The organism is Caulobacter sp. GSs2, from assembly GCF_058680895.1.
In genome coordinates this window covers 2,316,382-2,336,262 of record NZ_CM178725.1, presented here as the reverse complement: position 1 = coordinate 2,336,262, position 19,881 = coordinate 2,316,382, and the positions used below count along the sequence as shown (strand labels likewise).

General features: G+C 67.6%; 18 protein-coding genes. 7 read left to right on the top strand and 11 right to left on the bottom strand.

What is annotated here, in order from left to right; all coding sequences use genetic code 11:
- Positions 1-27: 27 nt before the first annotated feature.
- Positions 28-1,923, bottom strand: a complete 1,896-nt coding sequence (gene dnaK / locus ACW17Z_RS11410) for a molecular chaperone DnaK (protein WP_419319273.1) — start codon at positions 1,921-1,923, stop codon at positions 28-30.
- Between the two features lie 325 nt (positions 1,924-2,248).
- Entirely contained in the window at positions 2,249-4,906 is a 2,658-nt protein-coding gene (locus ACW17Z_RS11405) for a M1 family metallopeptidase (protein WP_492056089.1), read from the bottom strand.
- Positions 4,907-4,999: 93 nt separating this feature from the next.
- Between ACW17Z_RS11405 and ACW17Z_RS11400 the strand changes: the two genes are divergently transcribed.
- Entirely contained in the window at positions 5,000-5,617 is a 618-nt protein-coding gene (locus tag ACW17Z_RS11400) for an alpha-ketoglutarate-dependent dioxygenase AlkB (RefSeq protein WP_492056087.1), read from the top strand.
- Between the two features lie 108 nt (positions 5,618-5,725).
- On the opposite strand, the gene dnaA is transcribed toward ACW17Z_RS11400, so the two are convergent.
- The 3 genes from dnaA to ACW17Z_RS11385 all read right to left on the bottom strand — a co-directional run bounded on the left by dnaA (position 5,726) and on the right by ACW17Z_RS11385 (position 8,804).
- Entirely contained in the window at positions 5,726-7,192 is a 1,467-nt protein-coding gene (gene dnaA, locus ACW17Z_RS11395) for a chromosomal replication initiator protein DnaA (protein ID WP_419319276.1), read from the bottom strand.
- Between the two features lie 397 nt (positions 7,193-7,589).
- Positions 7,590-7,865 carry a 30S ribosomal protein S20 gene (rpsT, locus tag ACW17Z_RS11390; protein ID WP_419253544.1) on the bottom strand — a complete coding sequence of 92 codons (276 nt, stop codon included), beginning with the start codon at positions 7,863-7,865 and terminating at the stop codon, positions 7,590-7,592.
- Between the two features lie 150 nt (positions 7,866-8,015).
- Positions 8,016-8,804, bottom strand: a complete 789-nt coding sequence (locus tag ACW17Z_RS11385) for an enoyl-CoA hydratase (RefSeq protein WP_492056086.1) — start codon at positions 8,802-8,804, stop codon at positions 8,016-8,018.
- Between the two features lie 143 nt (positions 8,805-8,947).
- Between ACW17Z_RS11385 and ACW17Z_RS11380 the strand changes: the two genes are divergently transcribed.
- Complete coding sequence (locus ACW17Z_RS11380) at positions 8,948-9,130, top strand: hypothetical protein (protein ID WP_419319278.1); 183 nt, start codon at positions 8,948-8,950, stop codon at positions 9,128-9,130.
- A gap of 30 nt (positions 9,131-9,160) precedes the next feature.
- Here ACW17Z_RS11380 and ACW17Z_RS11375 read toward each other — a convergent pair whose 3' ends face one another.
- The gene (locus tag ACW17Z_RS11375) at positions 9,161-10,042 is read right to left on the bottom strand and encodes an AraC family transcriptional regulator (protein WP_492056085.1); all 882 of its coding nucleotides are present in this window, start codon (positions 10,040-10,042) and stop codon (positions 9,161-9,163) included.
- A gap of 99 nt (positions 10,043-10,141) precedes the next feature.
- On the bottom strand, positions 10,142-10,624 hold the full coding sequence (locus tag ACW17Z_RS11370; RefSeq protein ID WP_492056084.1) for a PaaI family thioesterase: 483 nt from the start codon (positions 10,622-10,624) through the stop codon (positions 10,142-10,144).
- A 97-nt stretch (positions 10,625-10,721) separates the two neighbouring features.
- Here ACW17Z_RS11370 and ACW17Z_RS11365 point away from each other — a divergent pair, with 97 nt between their 5' ends.
- Entirely contained in the window at positions 10,722-11,354 is a 633-nt protein-coding gene (locus ACW17Z_RS11365; RefSeq protein ID WP_492056083.1) for a TetR/AcrR family transcriptional regulator, read from the top strand.
- Positions 11,355-11,527: 173 nt separating this feature from the next.
- Here ACW17Z_RS11365 and ACW17Z_RS11360 read toward each other — a convergent pair whose 3' ends face one another.
- The 3 genes from ACW17Z_RS11360 to mutM form a co-directional block, all read right to left on the bottom strand.
- Complete coding sequence (locus tag ACW17Z_RS11360) at positions 11,528-12,160, bottom strand: class I SAM-dependent methyltransferase (RefSeq protein WP_492056082.1); 633 nt, start codon at positions 12,158-12,160, stop codon at positions 11,528-11,530.
- Between the two features lie 115 nt (positions 12,161-12,275).
- Entirely contained in the window at positions 12,276-13,163 is an 888-nt protein-coding gene (locus tag ACW17Z_RS11355; RefSeq protein ID WP_492056081.1) for an aminoglycoside phosphotransferase family protein, read from the bottom strand.
- 1,059 nt (positions 13,164-14,222) lie between these two features.
- Positions 14,223-15,086 (bottom strand): bifunctional DNA-formamidopyrimidine glycosylase/DNA-(apurinic or apyrimidinic site) lyase, encoded by an 864-nt coding sequence (gene mutM / locus ACW17Z_RS11350; protein WP_492056080.1) that lies wholly within the window; start codon positions 15,084-15,086, stop codon positions 14,223-14,225.
- 81 nt (positions 15,087-15,167) lie between these two features.
- Between mutM and ACW17Z_RS11345 the strand changes: the two genes are divergently transcribed.
- Both ACW17Z_RS11345 and ubiB read left to right on the top strand, forming a co-directional pair.
- On the top strand, positions 15,168-15,926 hold the full coding sequence (locus ACW17Z_RS11345) for a class I SAM-dependent methyltransferase (RefSeq protein ID WP_492056079.1): 759 nt from the start codon (positions 15,168-15,170) through the stop codon (positions 15,924-15,926).
- A 3-nt stretch (positions 15,927-15,929) separates the two neighbouring features.
- Entirely contained in the window at positions 15,930-17,435 is a 1,506-nt protein-coding gene (gene ubiB / locus ACW17Z_RS11340; protein ID WP_492056078.1) for a 2-polyprenylphenol 6-hydroxylase, read from the top strand.
- Here the strand turns inward: ubiB and ACW17Z_RS11335 are convergent, their stop codons facing one another.
- Positions 17,436-17,999, bottom strand: a complete 564-nt coding sequence (locus tag ACW17Z_RS11335; RefSeq protein WP_492056077.1) for a hypothetical protein — start codon at positions 17,997-17,999, stop codon at positions 17,436-17,438.
- Between the two features lie 142 nt (positions 18,000-18,141).
- Between ACW17Z_RS11335 and coaBC the strand changes: the two genes are divergently transcribed.
- Both coaBC and dut read left to right on the top strand, forming a co-directional pair.
- Positions 18,142-19,338, top strand: a complete 1,197-nt coding sequence (gene coaBC / locus ACW17Z_RS11330) for a bifunctional phosphopantothenoylcysteine decarboxylase/phosphopantothenate--cysteine ligase CoaBC (RefSeq protein ID WP_492056076.1) — start codon at positions 18,142-18,144, stop codon at positions 19,336-19,338.
- Positions 19,339-19,417: 79 nt separating this feature from the next.
- The gene (dut, locus tag ACW17Z_RS11325) at positions 19,418-19,879 is read left to right on the top strand and encodes a dUTP diphosphatase (protein ID WP_492056075.1); all 462 of its coding nucleotides are present in this window, start codon (positions 19,418-19,420) and stop codon (positions 19,877-19,879) included.
- The last annotated feature ends 2 nt before the right edge of the window (positions 19,880-19,881 follow it).

Sequence of the window (19,881 nt, the reverse complement as noted above, 5' to 3'; positions counted from 1 at the left end):
AACGTTTCGCGGCGCGCGCATGGCGAACTAGTTCGCCGGCTTGTTTTCGTCGACTTCCTCGAACTCGGCGTCGACGACGCCATCGTCCGCGGCGGCTTCATCGCCATCGCCCGAACCCTGTTGCGAGGCGTACATGGCCTCGCCCAGCTTCATTGAGGCCTGACGCAGGGCGTCGGTCTTGGCCTTGATCAGGTCGACGTCTTCGCCTTCCAGAGCGGTCTTCAGGTCGGTCAGGCCGGTCTCGATGGCGGTCTTGTCGTCGCCCGAAACCTTGTCGCCGTGCTCGGCCATGGCCTTTTCCGTGGCGTGGACCGTGGCCTCGCCCTGGTTCTTGGCCTCGACCAGCGCCTTCTTCTTTTCGTCGCCGGCCTTGTTGGCCTCGGCTTCCTTGACCATGCGCTCGATGTCCGCGTCGCTCAGGCCGCCATTGGCCTGGATGCGGATCGAGTGCTCCTTGTTGGTCGCCTTGTCCTTGGCGTGGACATTGACGATGCCGTTGGCGTCGATGTCGAAGGTGACCTCGATCTGCGGGATGCCGCGCGGAGCCGGCGGAATGCCCTGCAGGTCGAACTGACCCAGGAACTTGTTGTCGACGGCCATCGGACGCTCGCCCTGGAAGGCGCGGATCGTCACGGCCGACTGGTTGTCGTCAGCGGTCGAGAAGGTCTGCGAGCGCTTGGTCGGGATGGTGGTGTTGCGCTCGATCAGCGGGGTGAACACGCCGCCCAGGGTTTCGATGCCCAGGGTCAGGGGGGTCACGTCCAGCAGCAGCACGTCCTTGACGTCGCCTTGCAGAACGCCGGCCTGAACGGCGGCGCCCAGGGCCACGACTTCGTCAGGGTTCACACCCTTGTGCGGCTCGCGGCCGAAGAAGTCCTGCACCGCCTGCTGGACCTTGGGCATGCGGCTCATGCCGCCGACCAGGATCACTTCGTCGATGTCGCTCTTCTTGAGGCCGGCGTCCTTGAGGGCCTGTTCGCACGGACCGATGGTGCGGGCGATCAGGTCTTCGACCAGGGCTTCCAGCTTGGAGCGCGACAGCTTGATGTTCAGGTGCAGCGGGCCCGACGCATTCATCGAGATGAAGGGCAGGTTGACTTCGTACTGAGCCGTCGAGGACAGCTCCTTCTTGGCCCGCTCGGCCTCTTCGCGAAGGCGCTGCAGGGCCAGCTTGTCCTTGCGCAGGTCGACGCCCTGCTCCTTCTTGAACTCGTCGGCCAGGTAGTCGACGATCCGAAGGTCGAAGTCCTCGCCGCCCAGGAAGGTGTCGCCGTTGGTGGCCTTCACTTCGAAGACGCCGTCGCCGATTTCCAGGACCGAGACGTCGAACGTGCCGCCGCCCAGGTCATAGACGGCGATCTTCTTGCCGTCGTTCTTGTCCAGGCCGTAGGCGAGCGCCGCAGCCGTGGGCTCGTTGATGATGCGCAGGACTTCCAGGCCGGCGATCTTGCCGGCGTCCTTGGTCGCCTGACGCTGGGCGTCGTTGAAATAGGCCGGAACGGTGATCACGGCCTTGGTCACCGGCTCGCCCAGATGGGTCTCGGCGGCTTCCTTCATCTTCTGCAGGATGAAGGCGGAGACTTCCTGCGGCGAGTAGTCCTTGCCCTGGGCCTTGACCCAGGCGTCGCCGGTCGGACCCTTGACGATGTCATAGGGCACCATCGCCTTGTCCTTCTCGACCACGGGGTCGGAGGACGTGCGGCCGATCAGGCGCTTGATGGCGAACAGCGTGTTGGTCGGGTTGGTGACGGCCTGACGCTTGGCGGGCTGGCCGACCAGGCGCTCGCCGTCCTCGAGGAACGCAACCACCGACGGGGTGGTGCGGGCGCCCTCGGCGTTCTCGATCACCTTGGGGGTCTTGCCGTCCATGATGGCCACGCACGAATTCGTGGTGCCAAGGTCGATACCAATAATCTTGCTCATATTACGAACCTGTCGCTCCTGAATGGCGGACGGCGGTGACAAGGGCCTTAGACGCAAGCGCCCCGGTTTTTCTCGCTCCGTCCCCGTCTGGTCGAACTTCCTAACGGTTGATCCAATCCTCCCCGTCCCGACCAAGGTCGAGCGGACAGAGTGCGTTCCCCGAAGTTGACGAGCCCGTCAACCCCGCTTGAAGCCGATATGGGGGATACACGCCGGCCCGCAAGTCCATTCCCTCATCTTGCGAAGGGGAATCTTCGAGTCCGGCCACAGAAAATGGCCGCGCCATGCCGGCGCGGCCATCGTCAACTCAGCAAAGGCGCGGCGTTCAGCCGCCGATCTTTTTCACCCAGGCGGTGATGGCCGGCAGCTGACCCTCGCGCACGGACAGGCGATAGGACACCGCCGCCTTGGCCTTTTCGACCTCGCGCGCCAGGCTGGGGTCCGACGCCGTGAGCGCGTCCAGCTTGGTCAGCATGGCCGGGTCCGCCGAGCGGCCGCCCAGCGACGCCAGATAGCCGGAGCGACCCGACGTATCGACCTTGGCCTCCACGGCGGCCTTGTTGGCGACCGCGAAGTCGAAGGCCAGGTTCGGATGGGCGCCGGCGACCCGGCTGATGATGCTGGGCGAGGTGGTCGCGCCCGGCTCGTCGGTCATGGCCAGGTCCAGCGCCCGCTTGGCCAGGGCCGGATCCCGCGCCGCGCCCAGCAGGGTGTAGAGCTCGGTGCGCAACAGGGCGTTGGTCTCGGCCTTGGCCTGGGCGCGCATGGCCTCCCAGCCGGCGGCGTCAGCCTGGGCGGCGACGATGCCCAGGATGGTCTTGCGCAGCGGACCGGGGACAGCGGCCGGGTCGGTCTTGTCGGCGGCGTAGCGACGCTTGGCCTCGGCCACGACCGCCGGGTCACCCAGGCGGCCTAGTACGGCGATCACATCGCCGCGCAGGGTGGCCTCGGGACCGCTCTCGCCCACCTTGGCGGTCCAGCCGACGCGGTCCAGCAGCGGCGAAAGGCGCGCCAGGGCGACCTTGCGGAACGCCGCCTGCTCGGCGGGCATGCCGTCATAATAGCTGTCGACACCGCCGTAGATGGCGACGATGCGGCCCCAGATCTTCGGATCGGCGGCGATCGGCGCGGCGATGGCCAGGTCCAGGGCGTCGGTGGCCGGCTGCAGACCCGCCAGGCCCAGGGCATAGACGTCGCTGAGCAGGCCCAGCTGATCGATCGGCGGCAGGCTGGCGAAGTTCGCGGCCAGGCCCTTGAACAGGTCCGGCGTGTAGAGGGTGCGGAAATAGCCCGCCTGGCCGGCATTGACGATCACCGGGCCGCAGCCCGGCACGGCGACGCTGGCCGATCCGCTCTCGACCAGGGTCTGAACCGGCGCGCCGCCCGAGACGGCGCGGGCGGCCACCGGCACGCTCCAGCGCAGCGCGGTCTTGCCCGGACGGTCCTTGGTGAACTCGCCCTGGGTCAGGGTGAGTTGCGATGCGCCATCGACACAGCCGCCGCCCGAGACGGTGATCAGCGGCACGCCGGGCTGACGGGTAAAGTCGCGGGCGATGGCCTTGATCGGCTTGCCGGCCGAGGTTTCGACCGCGCCCCACAGATCGTCGGTGACGGTGCTGCCATAGGTGTTGGCCTTGATGTAGCTGCGCACCCCGTCACGCCAGGCGTCGGGGCCGGCATAGGCCTCCAGCATGCCGATCACGGCCTGACCCTTCTGGTAGGTGATGCCGTCGAAGGCCTCGCTGGCTTCCTCGACGGTCTTCATCGGCTGGACCACCGGGTGGGTCGTGGCCAGGGCGTCCAGGCTCATGGCGTATTCGCGGCCGCCGATGGCGTTAAGGGCGCTGTTCCACTCGGGGAAGAACTTCTCGGTCGTGCGGCCCTCGAGCCAGGTGGCGAAGCCCTCGTTCAGCCACAGGTCGTCCCACCAGGCCATGGTGACCAGATTGCCGAACCACTGGTGAGCGGTCTCGTGCGCGAGGGTGGTGTAGACGCCTTCGCGGTCCTCCTGGGTCGACAGGGCCGGATCCAGCAGCAGGGCATATTCGAAATAGAAGATCGCGCCCCAGTTCTCCATGGCGCCGAAGAACTGGCTCTGGCCGGGTGCGGCGATGTGGTCGAGCTTGGACAGCGGATAGTCGACGCCGAAATAGTCGTTGTACCACTCCAGGATCGGACCGGCCGACTTGAGGGCGAACTGGGCCTTGGCCAGGTCGCCGCGCTTGGTGATCACGCCGATCTCGGCGCCGGCGGCCGTGGTCGTGGCGCGCTCGAACTCGCCCAGGCCGAAGAACAGCAGATAGGTCGACATCTTGGGCGAGGCAGCGAAGGTCACCCGGCTCTTGCCGCCGCCGACATCGACCGTCTTCTCGACGGGCATGTTGCTGATCGCCATCTGGCCGGTCGGCACGGTGGCCGTCAGCTTGAAGGTGGCCTTGTGGAAGGGCTCGTCCCACGAGGGGATGAACCGGCGGGCGTCGGCGGCCTCGAACTGGGTGTAGATCGCGCGCTTGTCGCCGGCGTCGGTCTGGTAGTCGAGGGCGAACAGGCCGTTGGCCTGGGTGTTGATCTTGCCCGCATAGTCGATCGACAGCACATGGCGGCCCTTGGCCACCGGCTTGGCGAAGGTGAAGCTGGCCGTCTGGGCCTTGTCATCCACCGCGATGGTGGCCGCGCCGGCGCCCTTGCCCGAACCCTTGATGTGGGCCTTGGAGAAGGTCAGTTCATGGGCCTGCAGCACGATGGTGCGGGTCGGCTCCAGCACGTCGACGGTGATCTGCACCGAACCGGTGAAGGTCAGGTTGGCGGCGTCGGGGGTGAAGGCCACGTCATAGTGCGTGGGGACCACGGCGCGCGGCAGCTGGGTGGTGACGGTCTGGGCGGTCGCGCCGGGGGTCTGGCTGGCGGCGAGGGCGGCGCCCGGGACGCTGGTCGCGGCAAGAAGAAGCGCGGCGACGGCCGCAGAAGACAGAAGACGACGCATGAACGGCCCTGAACTGCAAAATTTGCTCGACCAAAACGGCCGAAGGCGCGAACCAACACCTTCCCTCCGGTTCCGGCGCGTTAAATATCCGTAATGATCCAGCCGCTCTCCGTCGTTCCGGGCTTTGACCTCTGGCCCGGCCTGCTGTCGCCACAGGCCCAGGCGGAGCGGGTCGCCGCCGTGTTCGAGGCGGCCCAAGCCGCGCCCTTCGCCCACTACGCCACGGCCTATGGAAAGGCGATGAGCGTCGGCATGACAAGTTTCGGCCCTCTGGGCTGGACCAGTGACGCGAGCGGCTATCGCTATGCCGACAGGCATCCGGCAACCGGTCGGCCCTGGCCGGCCATGCCCCAGGCCCTGCTGGATCTCTGGACAGAGCTGGGCGACCCGGACACCCCGCCGGACTCGGGCCTGATCAACCTCTATCGCGGCGAGGCCCGCATGGGGCTGCACCAGGACCGCGATGAGGCCGATCCGGGCTTTCCAGTGCTGTCGATCTCGCTGGGCGACACGGCGGTGTTCCGGATCGGCGGGACCTCGCGCAAGGACCCCACCCGCAGCCTGAAACTGAGCTCGGGCGACGTCTGCCGGCTGTCAGGCCCGGCGCGGCTGGCCTTCCACGGCGTGGACCGGATCCTGGCCGGCTCGTCCAGCCTGGTCCCGGATGGCGGGCGGATCAATCTGACCCTGCGCAGAGCGCGGCCGGCTTAGCTTGGCCGGGATGACTGTCCGGAACGAAAAAAGGGCCGCCCAATCGGACGGCCCCTTCTCAATCTCAAGCCTGACGTAACGGAAACCGGTGTCTTCTACCGGGGCGACCTAGCCACGCAGCTTGCGCGTCAGGACCTCCAGGTCGTGGTTCAGGGCGCTGTCATCAACGCGCAGGGCCTCGATGCGGCGCACGGCGTGCAGGACGGTAGTGTGGTCGCGACCGCCGAACCGGCGACCGATATCGGGCAGCGAGCGGGTGGTCAGTTGCTTGGCCAGCCACATGGCGGCCTGACGCGGACGCGCGATGGCGCGGTTGCGGCGCTCGCTCAGCAGATCGGCCTGTTTCATGCCGTAGTGGTCGGCCGTGGCCTTCTGGATGTCGTCGATGGTGATGCGCTTCTCGCCCGTCCGCAGGTGCGGGCGCAGGATGGCCTGCACCTCGTCGAGCGTCAGGCGCGACAGGCCCTCGCCGGCCCGGGCCGACAGGGTGTTGAGCGCGCCTTCCAGCTCGCGGACGCTGTCGGTGAAGCGGTCGGCCAGGAACTGCAGCACGTCCGGGCGCATGGTCGGATCCGAGCCATGGGCGGCCGACAGGGTCTGGATCTTGCGCTCCAGAATGCCCATCCGCAGCGAGCGGTCGGCCGGCTCCAGGCCGCAGACCAGGCCCGCCGAAAGGTGCGAGCGCAGGTGGGCGTCCATCTCGGTCATGGCCGAGGGCGGACGGTCCGACGAGAACACGACGCGGCGGCCTTCCTCGACCAGGGCGGTCAGGGTGTGGAACAGCTCTTCTTGCGTGGACTGCTTGCCGGCGATGAAATGCACATCGTCGATGATCAGCAGGTCGGCGGCGCGCAGCTCTTCCTTGAAGGCGGCCGTCTGGCGATCCATCACGGCGCGCACGAAGGTCGACAGGAAGCGCTCGGCGGTCAGATAGACCACGCGCTTGGTCGGGGCCTGACGCATGGCCTCCCAGGCCAGGGCGTTGAGCAGGTGGGTTTTGCCAAAGCCATAGGGGCCGTGGAACAGGACGGGGTTGAAGTGGCCGTCGGCCCAGCTCGCCACCCGGCGCGCCACGGCGTGGGCGAATTCATTGGCGGGACCCGGGACGAAGGTCTCGAAGGTGAAGCGTTCCTGCAGACCCTGGGTGCGCGAGGGCTTGCCGGTCGAGACCGGGGCCAGGCTGGGGGCGTCGGTGGAGACGGGCAGCACGATCTCGATCGGCTCGGCCTTGGCGGCGTCGACATAGGCGCCGGCCGAGGCTTCGAATTCCAGACGCGACTTCAGGTCGATGCGACGCGCCATGGGATCATTGGCCGTCCACAGCTCGCCGATGCGACGCCAGGCGCTGCGGCGGATCCAGTCGCGAGCGATCCCGGTCGGGGTGACCAGAACCACATCGCCCGACGGACCTTCGCGCAGCAGAGCCGGCGCAATCCACGACCCGAAGGCCGCATCGCCCAGCTCGCGCTTCAGCGCCACGCAGACCTTGTGCCAGACGCCACCGGCCGGCTCACAGGCAACCGCTGGAATCGCAGCCGAAAAGTCCTGGCTCGCCACCCCACCCTTGATCGTCATTCGTCCACCGCCTCGTACAAAAACCGCCCGCAAGCCTGCCGCACGCCCCCCAAAGCGAACGACCGGTTTTCTCAACGCGCACGGGGGCTTAGTCAGCAGAACGCATAGGTTCTGCCGCCGCCGTTTTTTCCAAGGACTGGAAGAGCGCTGAGGCCCCTAAACTAGCCAGCCGACCCTGCTGGTCAAACGGAAAACTTGCGTCCGGGATCGGATATTTCTGTTGACTCGCGAGAGCCCCTCGCCTGGCAAGGGAATAGTTAAGTCCAGCAATTTTCGGACGCTGTTATTTCAATAAAGTGTGCAGTTGAACGCAAAGCAAAAGCCGGTTGGATTGCTCCAACCGGCTCCTGTAAAGACTTGAATTTCCTGGACGAACTAGGTTCGTCCAGTATCTGGACTAGGCTGCGGCCGTGTCCAGCTTCTTCAGGCGAGCGGCCAGGCGCGACACCTTGCGCGAACCCGTGTTCGGATGAACCACGCCCTTGGAAACGGCGCGCATCAGTTCCGACTGAGCCTCGATAAAGGCAGCCTTGGCGACGGCGACGTCGCCGGCCACCAGGGCGTCTTCGAACTTGCGAAGGAACGTGCGCACGCGCGAACGGCGAGCGGTGTTCACCTCGGTGCGACGGGCGATCTTGCGGATCGCCTTCTTGGCGCCGGGATTGTTGGCCATGGAAATTGGACCTCGAAACGGACAGCCGCGCGGAACAGCCGCGAAGCAGGGAAAATCTTGAGCGCGCGGATATACGGGAAGCGGCGAGATCGGTCAACGGCTGTCGAGGCGGAATCCCCGCAGGGTGCGACGAGCGGTCGCGCCCCCGTCTCAGCGCCCCTTAAACACCGGTTTACGTTTCTCGACGAAGGCCGCCATCCCTTCCTTCTGGTCCTCGAAGGCGAACAGCGAGTGGAACAGCCGCCGCTCCAGCGCCACGCCGGTGGTCAGGGTCGTTTCATAGGCGGCCAGGACCAGCTCCTTGTTCATGGCCACAGCCAGGGGCGACTGGCCGGCGATCTTGCCGGCGATGGCCAGAACCTCGGCCAGCAGCATCTCGGCCGGGAAGATCCGCGACACCAGGCCCGAGCGCTCGGCTTCCTCGGCCCCCATCATCCGGCCAGTCAGGATCATGTCCATGGCCTTGGACTTGCCCACGAAGCGGGTCAGGCGCTGGGTGCCGCCGATGCCGGGCGCGACGCCCAGATTGATCTCGGGCTGGCCGAACTTGGCGGTGTCGGCGGCGATGATGAAGTCGCACATCATCGCCAGCTCGCAACCGCCGCCCAGGGCGTAGCCCGACACGGCGGCGATGATCGGCTTGCGGCACTGCTCGATGGCCCGCGCGCCGGCGGTGAAGAAGTCGGCCTTGAACATTTCGGCATAGGACTTGTCCGACATCTCCTTGATGTCGGCCCCGGCGGCGAAGGCCTTGGCCGAGCCGGTCAGCACGATGCAGCCGACGCTGTCGTCGGCCTGGGCCTCGCCCAGGGCCACGGCCAGCTCGCCCAGCAGCTGGGCGTTCAGGGCGTTCAGCGCCTCGGGCCGGTTGAGCCGGATCAGCACGACGCCGGCGGCGCCCTCCGGTGCGGTTTCGACGATCAGGGTCTGGTAGGCCACGCGCGACGCTCCTTGTGATGCGCGGCTTTTATAGAGCGCGTCGCGCGGAAGGGGAGCCCCGCACGGCAAAGCTCGCGCATCGGTGAACCGGAGGAACACCCCGGTCGCCGGACCGTTGATCCCCCAGCATCAGGAGAAGCCCCATGGCCGAGCGCGACGACATCTACGATCCGACCACCCCCGAGGCGAACCACAACATCCAGCAGGGCGGCGGCGTCGGAGCTCGCGACCTGGCGCGGCAGGAGGAGCCGACCGAGATCGTCCCCGAGAACGACCCGGATGAAGCCCCGACCGAGGCGATGGGCCTGGCGCATCCGGTGGAGTGACGGGGCCTACCAAACTCCGCCACCGCAGCGCTATGCCAACGGCAGATGCAGCTCCGCCGCCGTGCCCTGCTCCGGCGCGTCCAGGAAGAAGCGCTGGCAGTAGAGGGGGAAGTCGCGCATCTCCTCGCCGCTGGCCGGCAGCCAGTCGCGGTAGAGATAGAGCGCGGCGGGCTCCAGATTGTGGGTGTCGCCGGTCACCCTGAGCACCGCGCAGCGACCGCCCGGAATCTCGCCTGCCCTGACCGTCTCGTCGGCGGGATCGATAAACTGGTCCGCATCGATGCCGACGCACAGCTCCATGCGATAGTCGGCGGGGTTCGCCGGCCGCCGCTCAGTGTGCCAGATATTGAAGACCGGATGGGTCTTGGGCGACATCCCGGCGGCTTTGCGCCAGGCGATGAATTTCTGGATGGTGACGTCGAGGGTCTCGGGATCGCCCCGATGCTCGAAGATGGCCACACGGGTCGGCGCCACCTCGCGGAGGATCACCTGATCGGGTGTGAAAGTCGGCTGCATGATCCTGCTCCTGGCTGAGTTGAGCGGCCCGAAGGCCGCAAGCCACGGCTCCCAGTCAGGCGATTTCCGGAAACGCGACGGCGACTGCGCAAACCTCTGCCGGAAGGCGCGGGCGAAGGCGTCGGGCGTCTCGTAGCCGGCGTCCAGGGCGATATCCGTCACGCTTGGCCCCTGTCCGTCCGCCAGCCGCTTGGAGGCCTGACGCATCCGCGCCAGCTGGACATAGCGATGCAGGGACAGCCCGAAGGTCGCCTTGAACTGCCTGTGGAAATGGAACTTGGAAAACGCCGCGACGCTGCTCATTGCGTCCAGGTCCAGATCGCCGTCCAGATGCCGGTCGATATGATCCAGCACCCTCTGCATCCGGGCATGGTAGTGATCGAGCGCCGCCGTCATCATCCTCATCCGTCGTGGTGATCCCAGCTTGCCGCCCGAGACCGCCCCGCGCTCGACCGATCTTGCGGTTTGAAGCCGGGACCAGGACCCTGGCGTCGCTCAGCCAGACATCGACCGCCCGCCCAAAGCCTCTATCGCCGCCTGCTCCGCCGGCCAATGGTCGAAGGCCATCAGGATCTGCTGGGCGGTGGCGTCGGCGATCACCACGCCGTCCTGCCGGCGAAACTCGGCGCGGGCGGTGATCAGCTGCCGGGTCTGGGCCACGACGCGGGCCTCCAGGGTCAGGGGATGGCTGCGCCCCACCCTCAGGAAGTTCATCTGCAGGTTCACGGTCCGGAAAAGGCGGTCATGCGGAACCACCGTCATGGCCGCAAACGCCAGAACCTGATCAGCCAGCGCCGCCAGATAGCCGCCGAACAGCGAGCCGTCGGCGGTGGCCAGCTCCGGGCTCGGGCGCCAGGACTTGCGCACCCAGCCTTCGCCCCAGTCGTCGATCAGGCCCAGCTTCAGGGTCTGAACGATCGGCGGCGGGGTGGCGTCTCCCGCCTTCAGGGCGTTCAATCGATCCGTGGCCCATGTCATGCTGTTCTCCCGCAGGGTTGCCGGCGGCAAGGCTAGGGCGTCGGGGCAGGCCCTGTTACTCGACTTCCAGGGCGGCGCCGATCCGGAGGGTTCCTGAATGACAGCCGTTGAAAAGGCTCGCAAAACACCCCGCCAGCAGCGCGCCCAGACGACCGTGGACTATATTCTGGAGGCCGCAACTCAGGTTCTGGAGACGACCGGCGAGGCCGGCTTCAACACCAATGCGGTGGCCCAGCGCGCCGGCGTCAGCATCGGCGCCCTCTATCGCTACTTCCCCGACAAGCAGGCGATCCTGCAGGCCCTGGCCCAACGCGAGACCGAGGCGCACCGGCGCGCGGTAGTGGCGGTGGTCGAGGGCGGGACGCCCGGCCTGGCGCGAGATCGGGCGATGATCCGGGCCTTCGTCCAGGCCTTCGCCGGCCGCAGCCGGGCGCGGCGGATCGCCATGTCCAGCCTGTTGGCCACGGCCGACCACGGCGAACTGGCCTCGCGGTTCGCGGCGGCGGAAACCGGCCTGACCGACGCGAAGGGCCGACCTCTGACACCCGTCCAGGCCTTCGTGCTCAGCCGCGCGGTGCAGGGCGCCATGCGGGCCGCGGTTCTGGAGGGCGCCGACTTCCTGCTGAGCCCAGAGTTCGAGGACGAGCTGGTGCGGCTCAGCCGGGCCTATCTGGGCTATCCGGCGGGCGGCCGGGTGCCGAAGGGAGCCCTGGACCTCAGCCCAGTTTGATCACACCCAAACCTCCCGTCATTCCCGCCCTTGTGGCGGGAACCCCCGCCTCAACTGACACGTGAAGTGCCAGCGGGGTGCGCGCGCACCCCGCCTCTCCCGCACCTGCGGTGGATAGAGGGGTTCCCGCCACAAGGGCGGGAATGACGGTGAGATATAGAGAGGGGCGGCGACTAGATCGGTTTGCGTGCCGTGATCGCGACCCATGGACCCTGGCCACCCTCATAGCCGCCGCCCAGCTCCTCCGTGATGGCCTCAATGTCCCACGCGGCCGAGCGCCTGTAGGCGGCTCTGACTTCATCAGCCGAGAGATAGTTGAAGTAGCGGCCCAAGACGTCACGCCCTTCACGGCCGCCGCCTTTGAAGCTGGCGAAGTGGAGGCCGCCCGGCTTGAGGGCGCGAAACACAAGCGACAGAACGCCTGGAAGTGCGGCGCGAGGCACGTGCAGCAGGCTGGCATGGGCCCAGACGCCGTCATACTCCTCCACCGCGTCGAGTTCATCGAAGCGCATCACGCGAACCGGGCGACCTGTCCGCTCTTCAGCTTTGCGGGCGATCTCCGGAACGCCGTCTGTCGCGTCGAGCTGGAAACCGCGAGCCAGCATGGCTTCGCTGTCTCGACCGGCGCCACAACCCAGTTCCAGAATGCGGGCTCCTGGCGCGAGCCCCTGAAGAAAGGCGGCCAGGGACCGGCTTGCGCCACGAGGTCCGCTGGCCGCGTAAACGGGAGCCTCATCAGCGTAGAAATCAAGCGTCGCCTGATCGCACGCGGCGTGATCGAACGATGAGGGTCCAGGCGCGGCCATGACCCAACCTTAAGGTTGGACTGCGCCTCGCGGCAATGTCCGCGACCGCCCCGCCCCCGCCTTCGCGCGGAAGGGAGCCATCCTTAGATCTCACGGCGAGACGATCGCCCTGCGTCTAGCTCAAGACCTCGGCCAATGTCCGCCGGCTCATGGCGCAGAGGGTCGGATTGCTGCGAAGATAGAACGCCAAAGCGATGACCGCGCTGAAGATCGCCCACCCCCGCCCACGAAGCCAAGCCGCTTTGCCTACCCCCGCGGCCTGTTGAAACACTCGGCGCGCCGGGGCATCGAGGTAGCTCCAGGCCACGAAGAGGTCGCAGGCTGGGTCACCGACCCCGAGAAGTCCAAAATCCAGAATGCCGGCGATCCGCCCATCGCGCACCAGCAGGTTGCTCGGATGCAGGTCGCCGTGGATCCAGGTCCCTTGACCCCTGTGCGCCGGCGCGGCCACCGCTTCTTCCCAAGCCTCCAAGACGGCCGCTCCGTTGATCTCGGCCCCCAGCGCGGCAATATCAGCCCGAACCCGCTCATTCAGGAGGGCTAGCGGAAGGCCGCGTCCCTTGTTGGCCCGGCCTGCCGCCGGACCACCCGAGGCGTCGATCCGACCGAGGGCCGCAATGAACTCCCCTAGGTCGCGCCCGGCCTGAGTGAGGTCCAGCGGCGGCGCGGCGGCTGCGTCCACCCCGGCCATCCAAGGACACACCGACCAAGCCCATGGATAATCCTCGGCTGGCCTTCCCGCCGCGACAGGCGTCGGGATTTCAAGCGGCAAGGCAGGGGCCAGTATTGGCAGCCACCGCTGCTCGCGCTCCGCCTGCGGTGCTGCGCTCTCCCGCATCGGCAGACGGACGGCCATACTCTCGCCGAGGCGAAAAATGGCATTATCCGTTCCGGCTGAAAGCGTGCGTCTCAGCGCCAGATCCGACCACCGGGGAAACTGGCCATCCACCAGCGCCCGCACCAGCGGCTCATCGATCGTTCTGATCTGGTCAGAGGCGTTCATGGATGAAGCCTAGCAAGCTTGGTGGCTGTGGACACCCGCGTTCCAAGGGTTGCAGGCCGGGATCAACTCCGCCCGCTCCAAGCCTTCGAGAAGGCCTTTGGGATATGGAAGGGGCCACGCCCCCCCTTCAAACCTGACACACCGGACGGAAGAACGTCGAGCACCCCGCCCCCCTTCGCGCCGAAGGGAGCCCTCCTTGAATCTCACGGCGAGACGATCGCCGGAGTGGAAAGGTCTCCAAGAGATTTAAGGATGAGCGGGACGCGGGGCGTCCGCTTGTCGGGGTTAGGTTTGTTCGCCCTGGTCAGGGTCTGACGGGCCAACAGTCACGTGGAGGCGACGCTTCGGAGGCTGTTTCAGTCCCGCCAAATCACGGAGGCGACGCCGGATTGCGACGACGGAAGCACCCCCTAAGCCAAGAGCGGCGAAGGTAAGAAGTGCTTTCAACAGCGGATCTTCGTGGTCGGTCTCAGAGTCGACAATGACCTTTCCGTCCATGGTCAGGGCGTAGATGCTGGATCCAATAGCCTGCATCTCGATATGTTTGGGCTCGGGCCATCGCGGTAGAGCCTCCCATCTAGTGAGGGCTGGGCAGCCGCGTCGAGGGCGGCTCTCTGACCCGCACCAGTAATAGTAGCTCTGACCGTCAGGCATGATGACGCGACGGGTTTCCGACCGGATCTCAGCCGGTTTGCCGGCTACACGCGTCGTTTCAAGGCCGATGATGGACGCCGTCCTTGGCATGGCCTGGGGATTGGCCATGGCCAGAGCGGCCACGGCCATTGAGGGCGCTATTGTCCACGTCGCCAATTCGGAGCGAATACGCCGTGCGCGCGCGGCGCGGCTTCTGAACGGACCCTCGCCAAGCCGGTGATGGAGAATTGAGGCGACGCTCCCGCAGGCCGTAGCGGCCCCGCCCGAGAGGGCAAGGACCGGTAAGCCCTGCAGCAGACCCAAGACCATGGCTGCGGCGGCGATGATCGTGAAAACGACCGTATTCTCAAACCATGCTCGTCTTGTCTGGACCGCACGGGTCGGAGGTTTGCGCACCTTCCCCCCTCAAACCTGACACACCGGACAAAAGAACGTCGACCGCCCCGCCTGGACCTCGCGCGCGATCACGCCCTTGCACCCTGGCGTCGGACAAGCCTCGCCCTCGCGGTCGTAGACCCGGAAGCGGTGCTGGAAATAGCCCAGCGCCCCGTCGGCGGCGGCGAAGTCTTTCAGGGTGGAGCCGCCCACCTCGACAGCCTCGGCCAGGACCTCCTTGATGATGGTGGTCAGGGGCCCCAGCCGCTTGCCGGCGATCATCCCCGAGGGCTTGAACGGCGAGATGCCGGCCCGGTGCAGGGCCTCGCACACATAGATATTGCCCAGGCCCGCGACGGTCTTCTGGTCCAGCAGCAGGGTCTTGGGGCCCTGCTTGCGGCCGGCGAAGGCCTTGATCAGGGTCTGGGGGGTGAAGCCCTCGCCCAGGGGCTCGGGGCCCATGGTCGCGAACCATGGATGGCGGTCGACCTGGTCGGTGGCGATCAGGTCCATGAACCCGAAGCGCCGGGGGTCGTGATAGGTGACCACCGCCCCCGCCTCCGTCTCGAAGATGACGTGAGCATGCTTGTCGTCGGGTTTGACCTCGCGGGCGAAGTCGCCGGGGCGAATGGTTCCTTCAGGGGCGGCGATCTCGAAGCGCCCGGTCATGCCCAAGTGCATCACCAGGGTGTCGCCGCGGTCCAGCGGGGCCAGCAGATATTTGGCGCGGCGGTCCAGGCGCAGGATCTTCGCGCCCGTCAGCCGCTGGACGAACCCGTCGGGCAGGGGAAAGCGCAGGTCGGGCCGGTTGGCGCGCACGCGGCTCAGGCGCGCACCGCTCAAGGTGGGTTCAAGGCCGCGCCGGACGGTCTCGACTTCGGGCAATTCGGGCAAGGGCGGCCTCAAGAGGATGACGCGACGCAGGGAGCGGTCTAAGAGCGATCCAGCATATAGAGAGCCTGGTCGATAGACGTCATGAGCAAGCCTGCCGCCACATTCGGTTTCAAGGACGTCGATCCTTCGGTGAAGGCCGGCCTGGTGCGTGGGGTCTTCGACCGCGTCGCCAAGAACTACGACCTGATGAACGACCTGATGAGCGGGGGCGTGCACCGTCTGTGGAAGGACGCCGTCGCCGCGCGCCTCAACCCGCAGCCGGGTGAAGTCATCATCGACTGCGCTGGCGGCACCGGCGACATGGCCCGCCGCTTCGCCAAGATGGCGCGTCGGGCGCAGGAGCGCCGGGGCGGTCCCGACGCGATGATCAACATCATCGACTACAATGCCGAGATGATCGCCGCCGGCATCGAGAAGGGCGGCGAGCCGGAAATCACCTGGACCGTCGGCGACGCCCAGCGCCTGCCCCTGCCCGACGCCTATGCCGACGCCTATGTGATCTCGTTCGGCATCCGCAATGTCACCGACATCGACGCGGCCCTGCGCGAGGCGCGCCGCGTGCTGAAGCCGGGCGGCCGGTTCATCTGTCTGGAATTCTCGCGCCCGGCCACCGAGTTTCTGGCCAAGGCCTATGACGCCTACAGCTTCAAGGTCATTCCGCAGGTCGGCGAGTGGGTCGCCAAGGACCGCGAGGCCTATCAGTATCTGGTCGAGAGCATCCGCCGCTTCCCCGACCAGCGCGCCTTCCTGGCGATGATGCAGGAGGCCGGTTTCAAACGGGCCACCTATGCCAATTTCACCGGCGGCGTCGCGGCGATGCACCAGGGCTGGGCCGTCTAGTCCATGGGGCAGATGTCCGCGTTCTGGCGCCTGATCGGCGCGGGCTGGGTGCTGATCCGGGCCGACGCCCTGATCCCGCGTGAGCTTGACCCCCTCCTGCCGGCCCCGGCGCGGCTGGCGGCGCGGACACTGCGACTGTTGTCGGGTCCCCGCGCCCGGCTGGGACGCCCGGGCCAGAGATTGGCCGGCGCCCTGGAGTGCCTGGGCCCCGCCGCCATCAAGATGGGCCAGTTCCTGTCGACCCGGGCCGACATCTTCGGAACGCCCTTCGCCGACGACCTGTCGCGTCTGAAGGACCGCCTGCCGCCCTTCCCGCTCAGCCAGGCCCGCGACGAGATCGAGCGCAATCTGGGCCGGCCGATCGAGACCCTGTTCTCGCGGCTGGACGAGCCCGTCGCCGCCGCGTCCCTGGCCCAGGCCCATCCGGCCTGGCTGCTGGACGGAACCAAGGTTGCCGTAAAGGTGCTGCGGCCCGGCATCGAGCGCCAGGTGTTCCAGGACAGCGCCGTTCTGCGCCTGGCCGCCGATCTGGCCGAGCGTCTGGTTCCGCAGGCCCGCCGCCTGAAGCCGCGCGACTTCGTCGAGGTGGTGATCCGGGCCCTGGACCTGGAAATGGACCTGCGCTTTGAGGCCGCCGGCTGCGCCGAGCTGGGCGAGGTGATGGCCCGGGACGCCTATATGACCGCGCCGGCGGTGGTCTGGGACGGGGTCGGCAAGCGGGTCCTGACCCTGGCCTGGGCCGACGGCGAGGCGCTGTCGGATCCGCAGACGCTGGAGCTGCCGGGTCTGGACCGCAAGGCCCTGGCCGACAACATCACCCGCGGCTTCCTGGCCCAGGCCCTGGACCACGGCCTGTTCCACGCCGACCTGCACGAGGGCAATCTGTTCGTCGCCGCCCCCGCAAAGGTGGTCGCCGTCGACTACGGCATCATCGGCCGCCTGGGCCCCGGCGAGCGGAAATATCTGGCCGAGATCCTGTACGGCTTCCTGAACCGCGACTACGCCCGCATCGCTCGCATCCATTTCGACGCCGGCTATGTGCCGGCTCACCACGATGTCGACGCCTTCGCCCAGGCCCTGCGCGCCGTGGGCGAGCCGATCTTCGGCCGCGACGCCCGCGAGGTGTCGATGGGCAAGCTGCTGGCCCAGCTGTTCGAGATCACCGCCCTGTTCGAGATGGCGCTGCGGCCCGAACTGGTTCTGCTGCAGAAGACCATGGTCACGGTCGAGGGCGTGGCCCGCCGCATCGACCCGGCCCACGACATCTGGGCCGCCGCCGATCCGGTGGTGCGCCGCTGGATCACCCGTGAGCTGTCGCCGGCCGCCAAGGTGCGCGACTTCGCCGACGAGGCTCTGAAGGCGCTGCGAGCCCTGGCGCGGCTGGCCGAAGCGCCGCCGGTCCCGGTGGCGGTGGCGGCGGCTCCCGGATCACATTCGCTGGCCTGGTTCGTGGCAGGCGCCGTCGTGGCGATCCTGGCCTTCGCGGCCGGCGCCCTGGCCCTGGGCTGATCAGACGCTGTCGGCCTGACCGCGCTCCCGGGCCGCCGTCGCGCGGCGGCTTTCGCGGGCTTTCTGCACATCCCAGTAGGCGGCCCCGTCATCGGGCTTGAACAGGGCCCGCGGCGCGCCTTCCTTCGACACCACCGCGAAGACATTGCCGCGGGGGTCGTAGATCAGGGTGTCACCATTGGCCCGCTTCAGCGTCTCGACGCCCTTGGGCGGGTCGGCGACGAACCGGTGGGCCGCCTCGACATAGTCGTCGACCGTGACCGCGCCGAAGGCCTCGCCATTGCGCTCGAAGGCGCGCTCGGCGTTTTCCTCGGCGGTGCGGGTGCGGTTGGCCGCCCAGAACGGCTTGCCGGCGATCAGGCGGACCGGCGCATCACGCGGGTCGTCGCGTCGCGATGACGCTGTGCCGGACGAGGCGGGCGTGTCCGTCGCCTCCGCCGAAACCCTGCGCTCGCCAGCCTTGGAGGCGGGCACGGCCGTCGCGCCGCCGTCGCAGGCGGTCAGGAAAAGCGCGCCGGTCGCCAGAAGCGCGGTCGCGGTGATGGGAAAGCTCTTCAACCTCATGATCTCATTGCCCCACAGGTTCAACCTGACCGATTAATGAACGAAAGCGGAACGCGAGTCGAGTCCGTCACGAGCTTGTCCTTTGTCGGATCGCCGCGCATGGGCCATAAGGGGCCTGAACACGAAGCGGAGACGGCCGGCGGTGAGCGACAAACGGGTTCTTTTGATCGTCGGCGGCGGCATCGCGGCCTACAAGGCGCTGGAGCTCACGCGCCTGCTGCGCAAGGCCGGCGTCGCCGTGCGGCCGATCCTGACCAAGGCGGGCGCGCAGTTCGTCACGCCGCTGTCGCTGGGCTCGCTGGCCGAGGACAAGGTCTATGACGAGCTGTTCTCGCTGACCGACGAGGCCGAGATGGGCCATATCCAGCTCTCGCGCTCGGCCGATCTGGTGGTGGTGGCGCCCGCGACCGCCGACCTGATCGCCAAGGCCGCCCATGGCCTGGCCGGCGACCTGGCCTCGACTACCCTGCTGGCCACCGACAAGCCGGTGCTGATGGCCCCGGCCATGAACGTGCGGATGTGGCTGCACCCCGCCACCCAGCGCAACATCGCCACGCTGAAGTCCGACGGCGTGAGCTTTGTCGGCCCCGACGACGGCGCCATGGCCTGCGGCGAGTTCGGTCCCGGCCGTCTGGCCGAGCCGGAGGCGATCTTCGCGGCGATCATGGATCGTCTCGAAGGCTCGAGTGACCGGCCGCTGGCGGGCAAGCGGGCGCTGGTCACGGCCGGTCCGACCTTCGAGCCGATCGACCCGGTGCGCGGCATCACCAACCGCTCCAGCGGCCGGCAGGGCTTCGCCATCGCCGAAGCCCTGGCGCGCCTGGGCGCCGAGGTCACCCTGATCGCCGGCCCTGTGTTCCTGCCGACGCCTCCGGGCGTCAGGCGCGTGGATGTCGAAACCGCCCGCCAGATGCTGGCCGCCAGCCAGGCGGCGCTGCCCGCCGATGTGGGCGTCTTCGTCGCCGCCGTCGCCGATTGGCGCGTCGACGAGGCGTTCGGGACCAAGCTCAAGAAGGAAAAGGGCGGGCCGCCGGCCCTGACCTTCGTCGAGAACCCGGACATCCTGGCCACGGTCTCGGCCACAGGTCCCAATCGGCCGCGTCTGGTGGTCGGCTTCGCGGCCGAGACCAACGATGTCGAGATGCACGCTCGCGCAAAGCTGTCGCGCAAGGGCTGCGACTGGATCATCGCCAATGATGTCACCGAGCCTGGTGTAATGGGCGGCGACGAAAACGCGGTGCTGCTGGTCACCCAGGGCGGGACCGAGCGCTGGGATCGCGCGCCCAAGGACGAGGTGGCCCGCGCCATCGCCCTCCGCATCGCCGGAGCCCTGGCCTAAACTCTGGGTCCCGGCGCTCTGGTCCCGGCTGGGCCAAATCAGCTAAAGCCCCCGGGCTCGACCATCAGGAACCGCCCACATGACCGCTCAAACGATCCGCTTCAAGCGCTGGGACGGCAATCCTGACCTGCCCGTCCCGACCTATGCCACAGCCGGCGCGGCGGGCTTCGACCTGCGGGCCCATGTGCCGGAAGACGAGCCCATTGTGCTGAAGCCCGGCGCGCGCTGCATGGCGCCCACCGGCTTTTCGGTGGCGATCCCCGATGGTTACGAAATGCAGGTTCGCCCGCGCTCGGGCCTGGCGTTCAAGAACGGCGTCACGGTGACCAATGCGCCGGGCACCGTCGACAGCGACTATCGCGGCCAGGTCTGCGTGCTGCTGATCAATCTGGGCGAGGAAGACTTCACGATCCGCCGGGGCGATCGCATCGCTCAGGGGATCATTGCCGCCGCGCCGCAATGGACGCTGGTTGAGGTCGATGACCTGGACGCCACGGACCGGGGCGCCGGCGGGTTCGGCTCGACCGGGGTCTCGACCTGAAA

Bases quoted from the DNA above. Each gene is read 5' to 3' on its own strand.
- dnaK (WP_419319273.1), bottom strand. From the start codon at position 1,923: ATGAGCAAGATTATTGGTATCGACCTTGGCACCACGAATTCGTGCGTG.
- ACW17Z_RS11405 (WP_492056089.1), bottom strand. From the start codon at position 4,906: ATGCGTCGTCTTCTGTCTTCTGCGGCCGTCGCCGCGCTTCTTCTTGCC.
- ACW17Z_RS11400 (WP_492056087.1), top strand. From the start codon at position 5,000: ATGATCCAGCCGCTCTCCGTCGTTCCGGGCTTTGACCTCTGGCCCGGC.
- dnaA (WP_419319276.1), bottom strand. From the start codon at position 7,192: ATGACGATCAAGGGTGGGGTGGCGAGCCAGGACTTTTCGGCTGCGATT.
- rpsT (WP_419253544.1), bottom strand. From the start codon at position 7,865: ATGGCCAACAATCCCGGCGCCAAGAAGGCGATCCGCAAGATCGCCCGT.
- ACW17Z_RS11380 (WP_419319278.1), top strand. From the start codon at position 8,948: ATGGCCGAGCGCGACGACATCTACGATCCGACCACCCCCGAGGCGAAC.
- ACW17Z_RS11375 (WP_492056085.1), bottom strand. From the start codon at position 10,042: ATGACGGCGGCGCTCGATCACTACCATGCCCGGATGCAGAGGGTGCTG.
- ACW17Z_RS11370 (WP_492056084.1), bottom strand. From the start codon at position 10,624: ATGACATGGGCCACGGATCGATTGAACGCCCTGAAGGCGGGAGACGCC.
- ACW17Z_RS11365 (WP_492056083.1), top strand. From the start codon at position 10,722: ATGACAGCCGTTGAAAAGGCTCGCAAAACACCCCGCCAGCAGCGCGCC.
- ACW17Z_RS11360 (WP_492056082.1), bottom strand. From the start codon at position 12,160: ATGGCCGCGCCTGGACCCTCATCGTTCGATCACGCCGCGTGCGATCAG.
- ACW17Z_RS11355 (WP_492056081.1), bottom strand. From the start codon at position 13,163: ATGAACGCCTCTGACCAGATCAGAACGATCGATGAGCCGCTGGTGCGG.
- ACW17Z_RS11345 (WP_492056079.1), top strand. From the start codon at position 15,168: ATGAGCAAGCCTGCCGCCACATTCGGTTTCAAGGACGTCGATCCTTCG.
- ubiB (WP_492056078.1), top strand. From the start codon at position 15,930: ATGGGGCAGATGTCCGCGTTCTGGCGCCTGATCGGCGCGGGCTGGGTG.
- ACW17Z_RS11335 (WP_492056077.1), bottom strand. From the start codon at position 17,999: ATGAGGTTGAAGAGCTTTCCCATCACCGCGACCGCGCTTCTGGCGACC.
- dut (WP_492056075.1), top strand. From the start codon at position 19,418: ATGACCGCTCAAACGATCCGCTTCAAGCGCTGGGACGGCAATCCTGAC.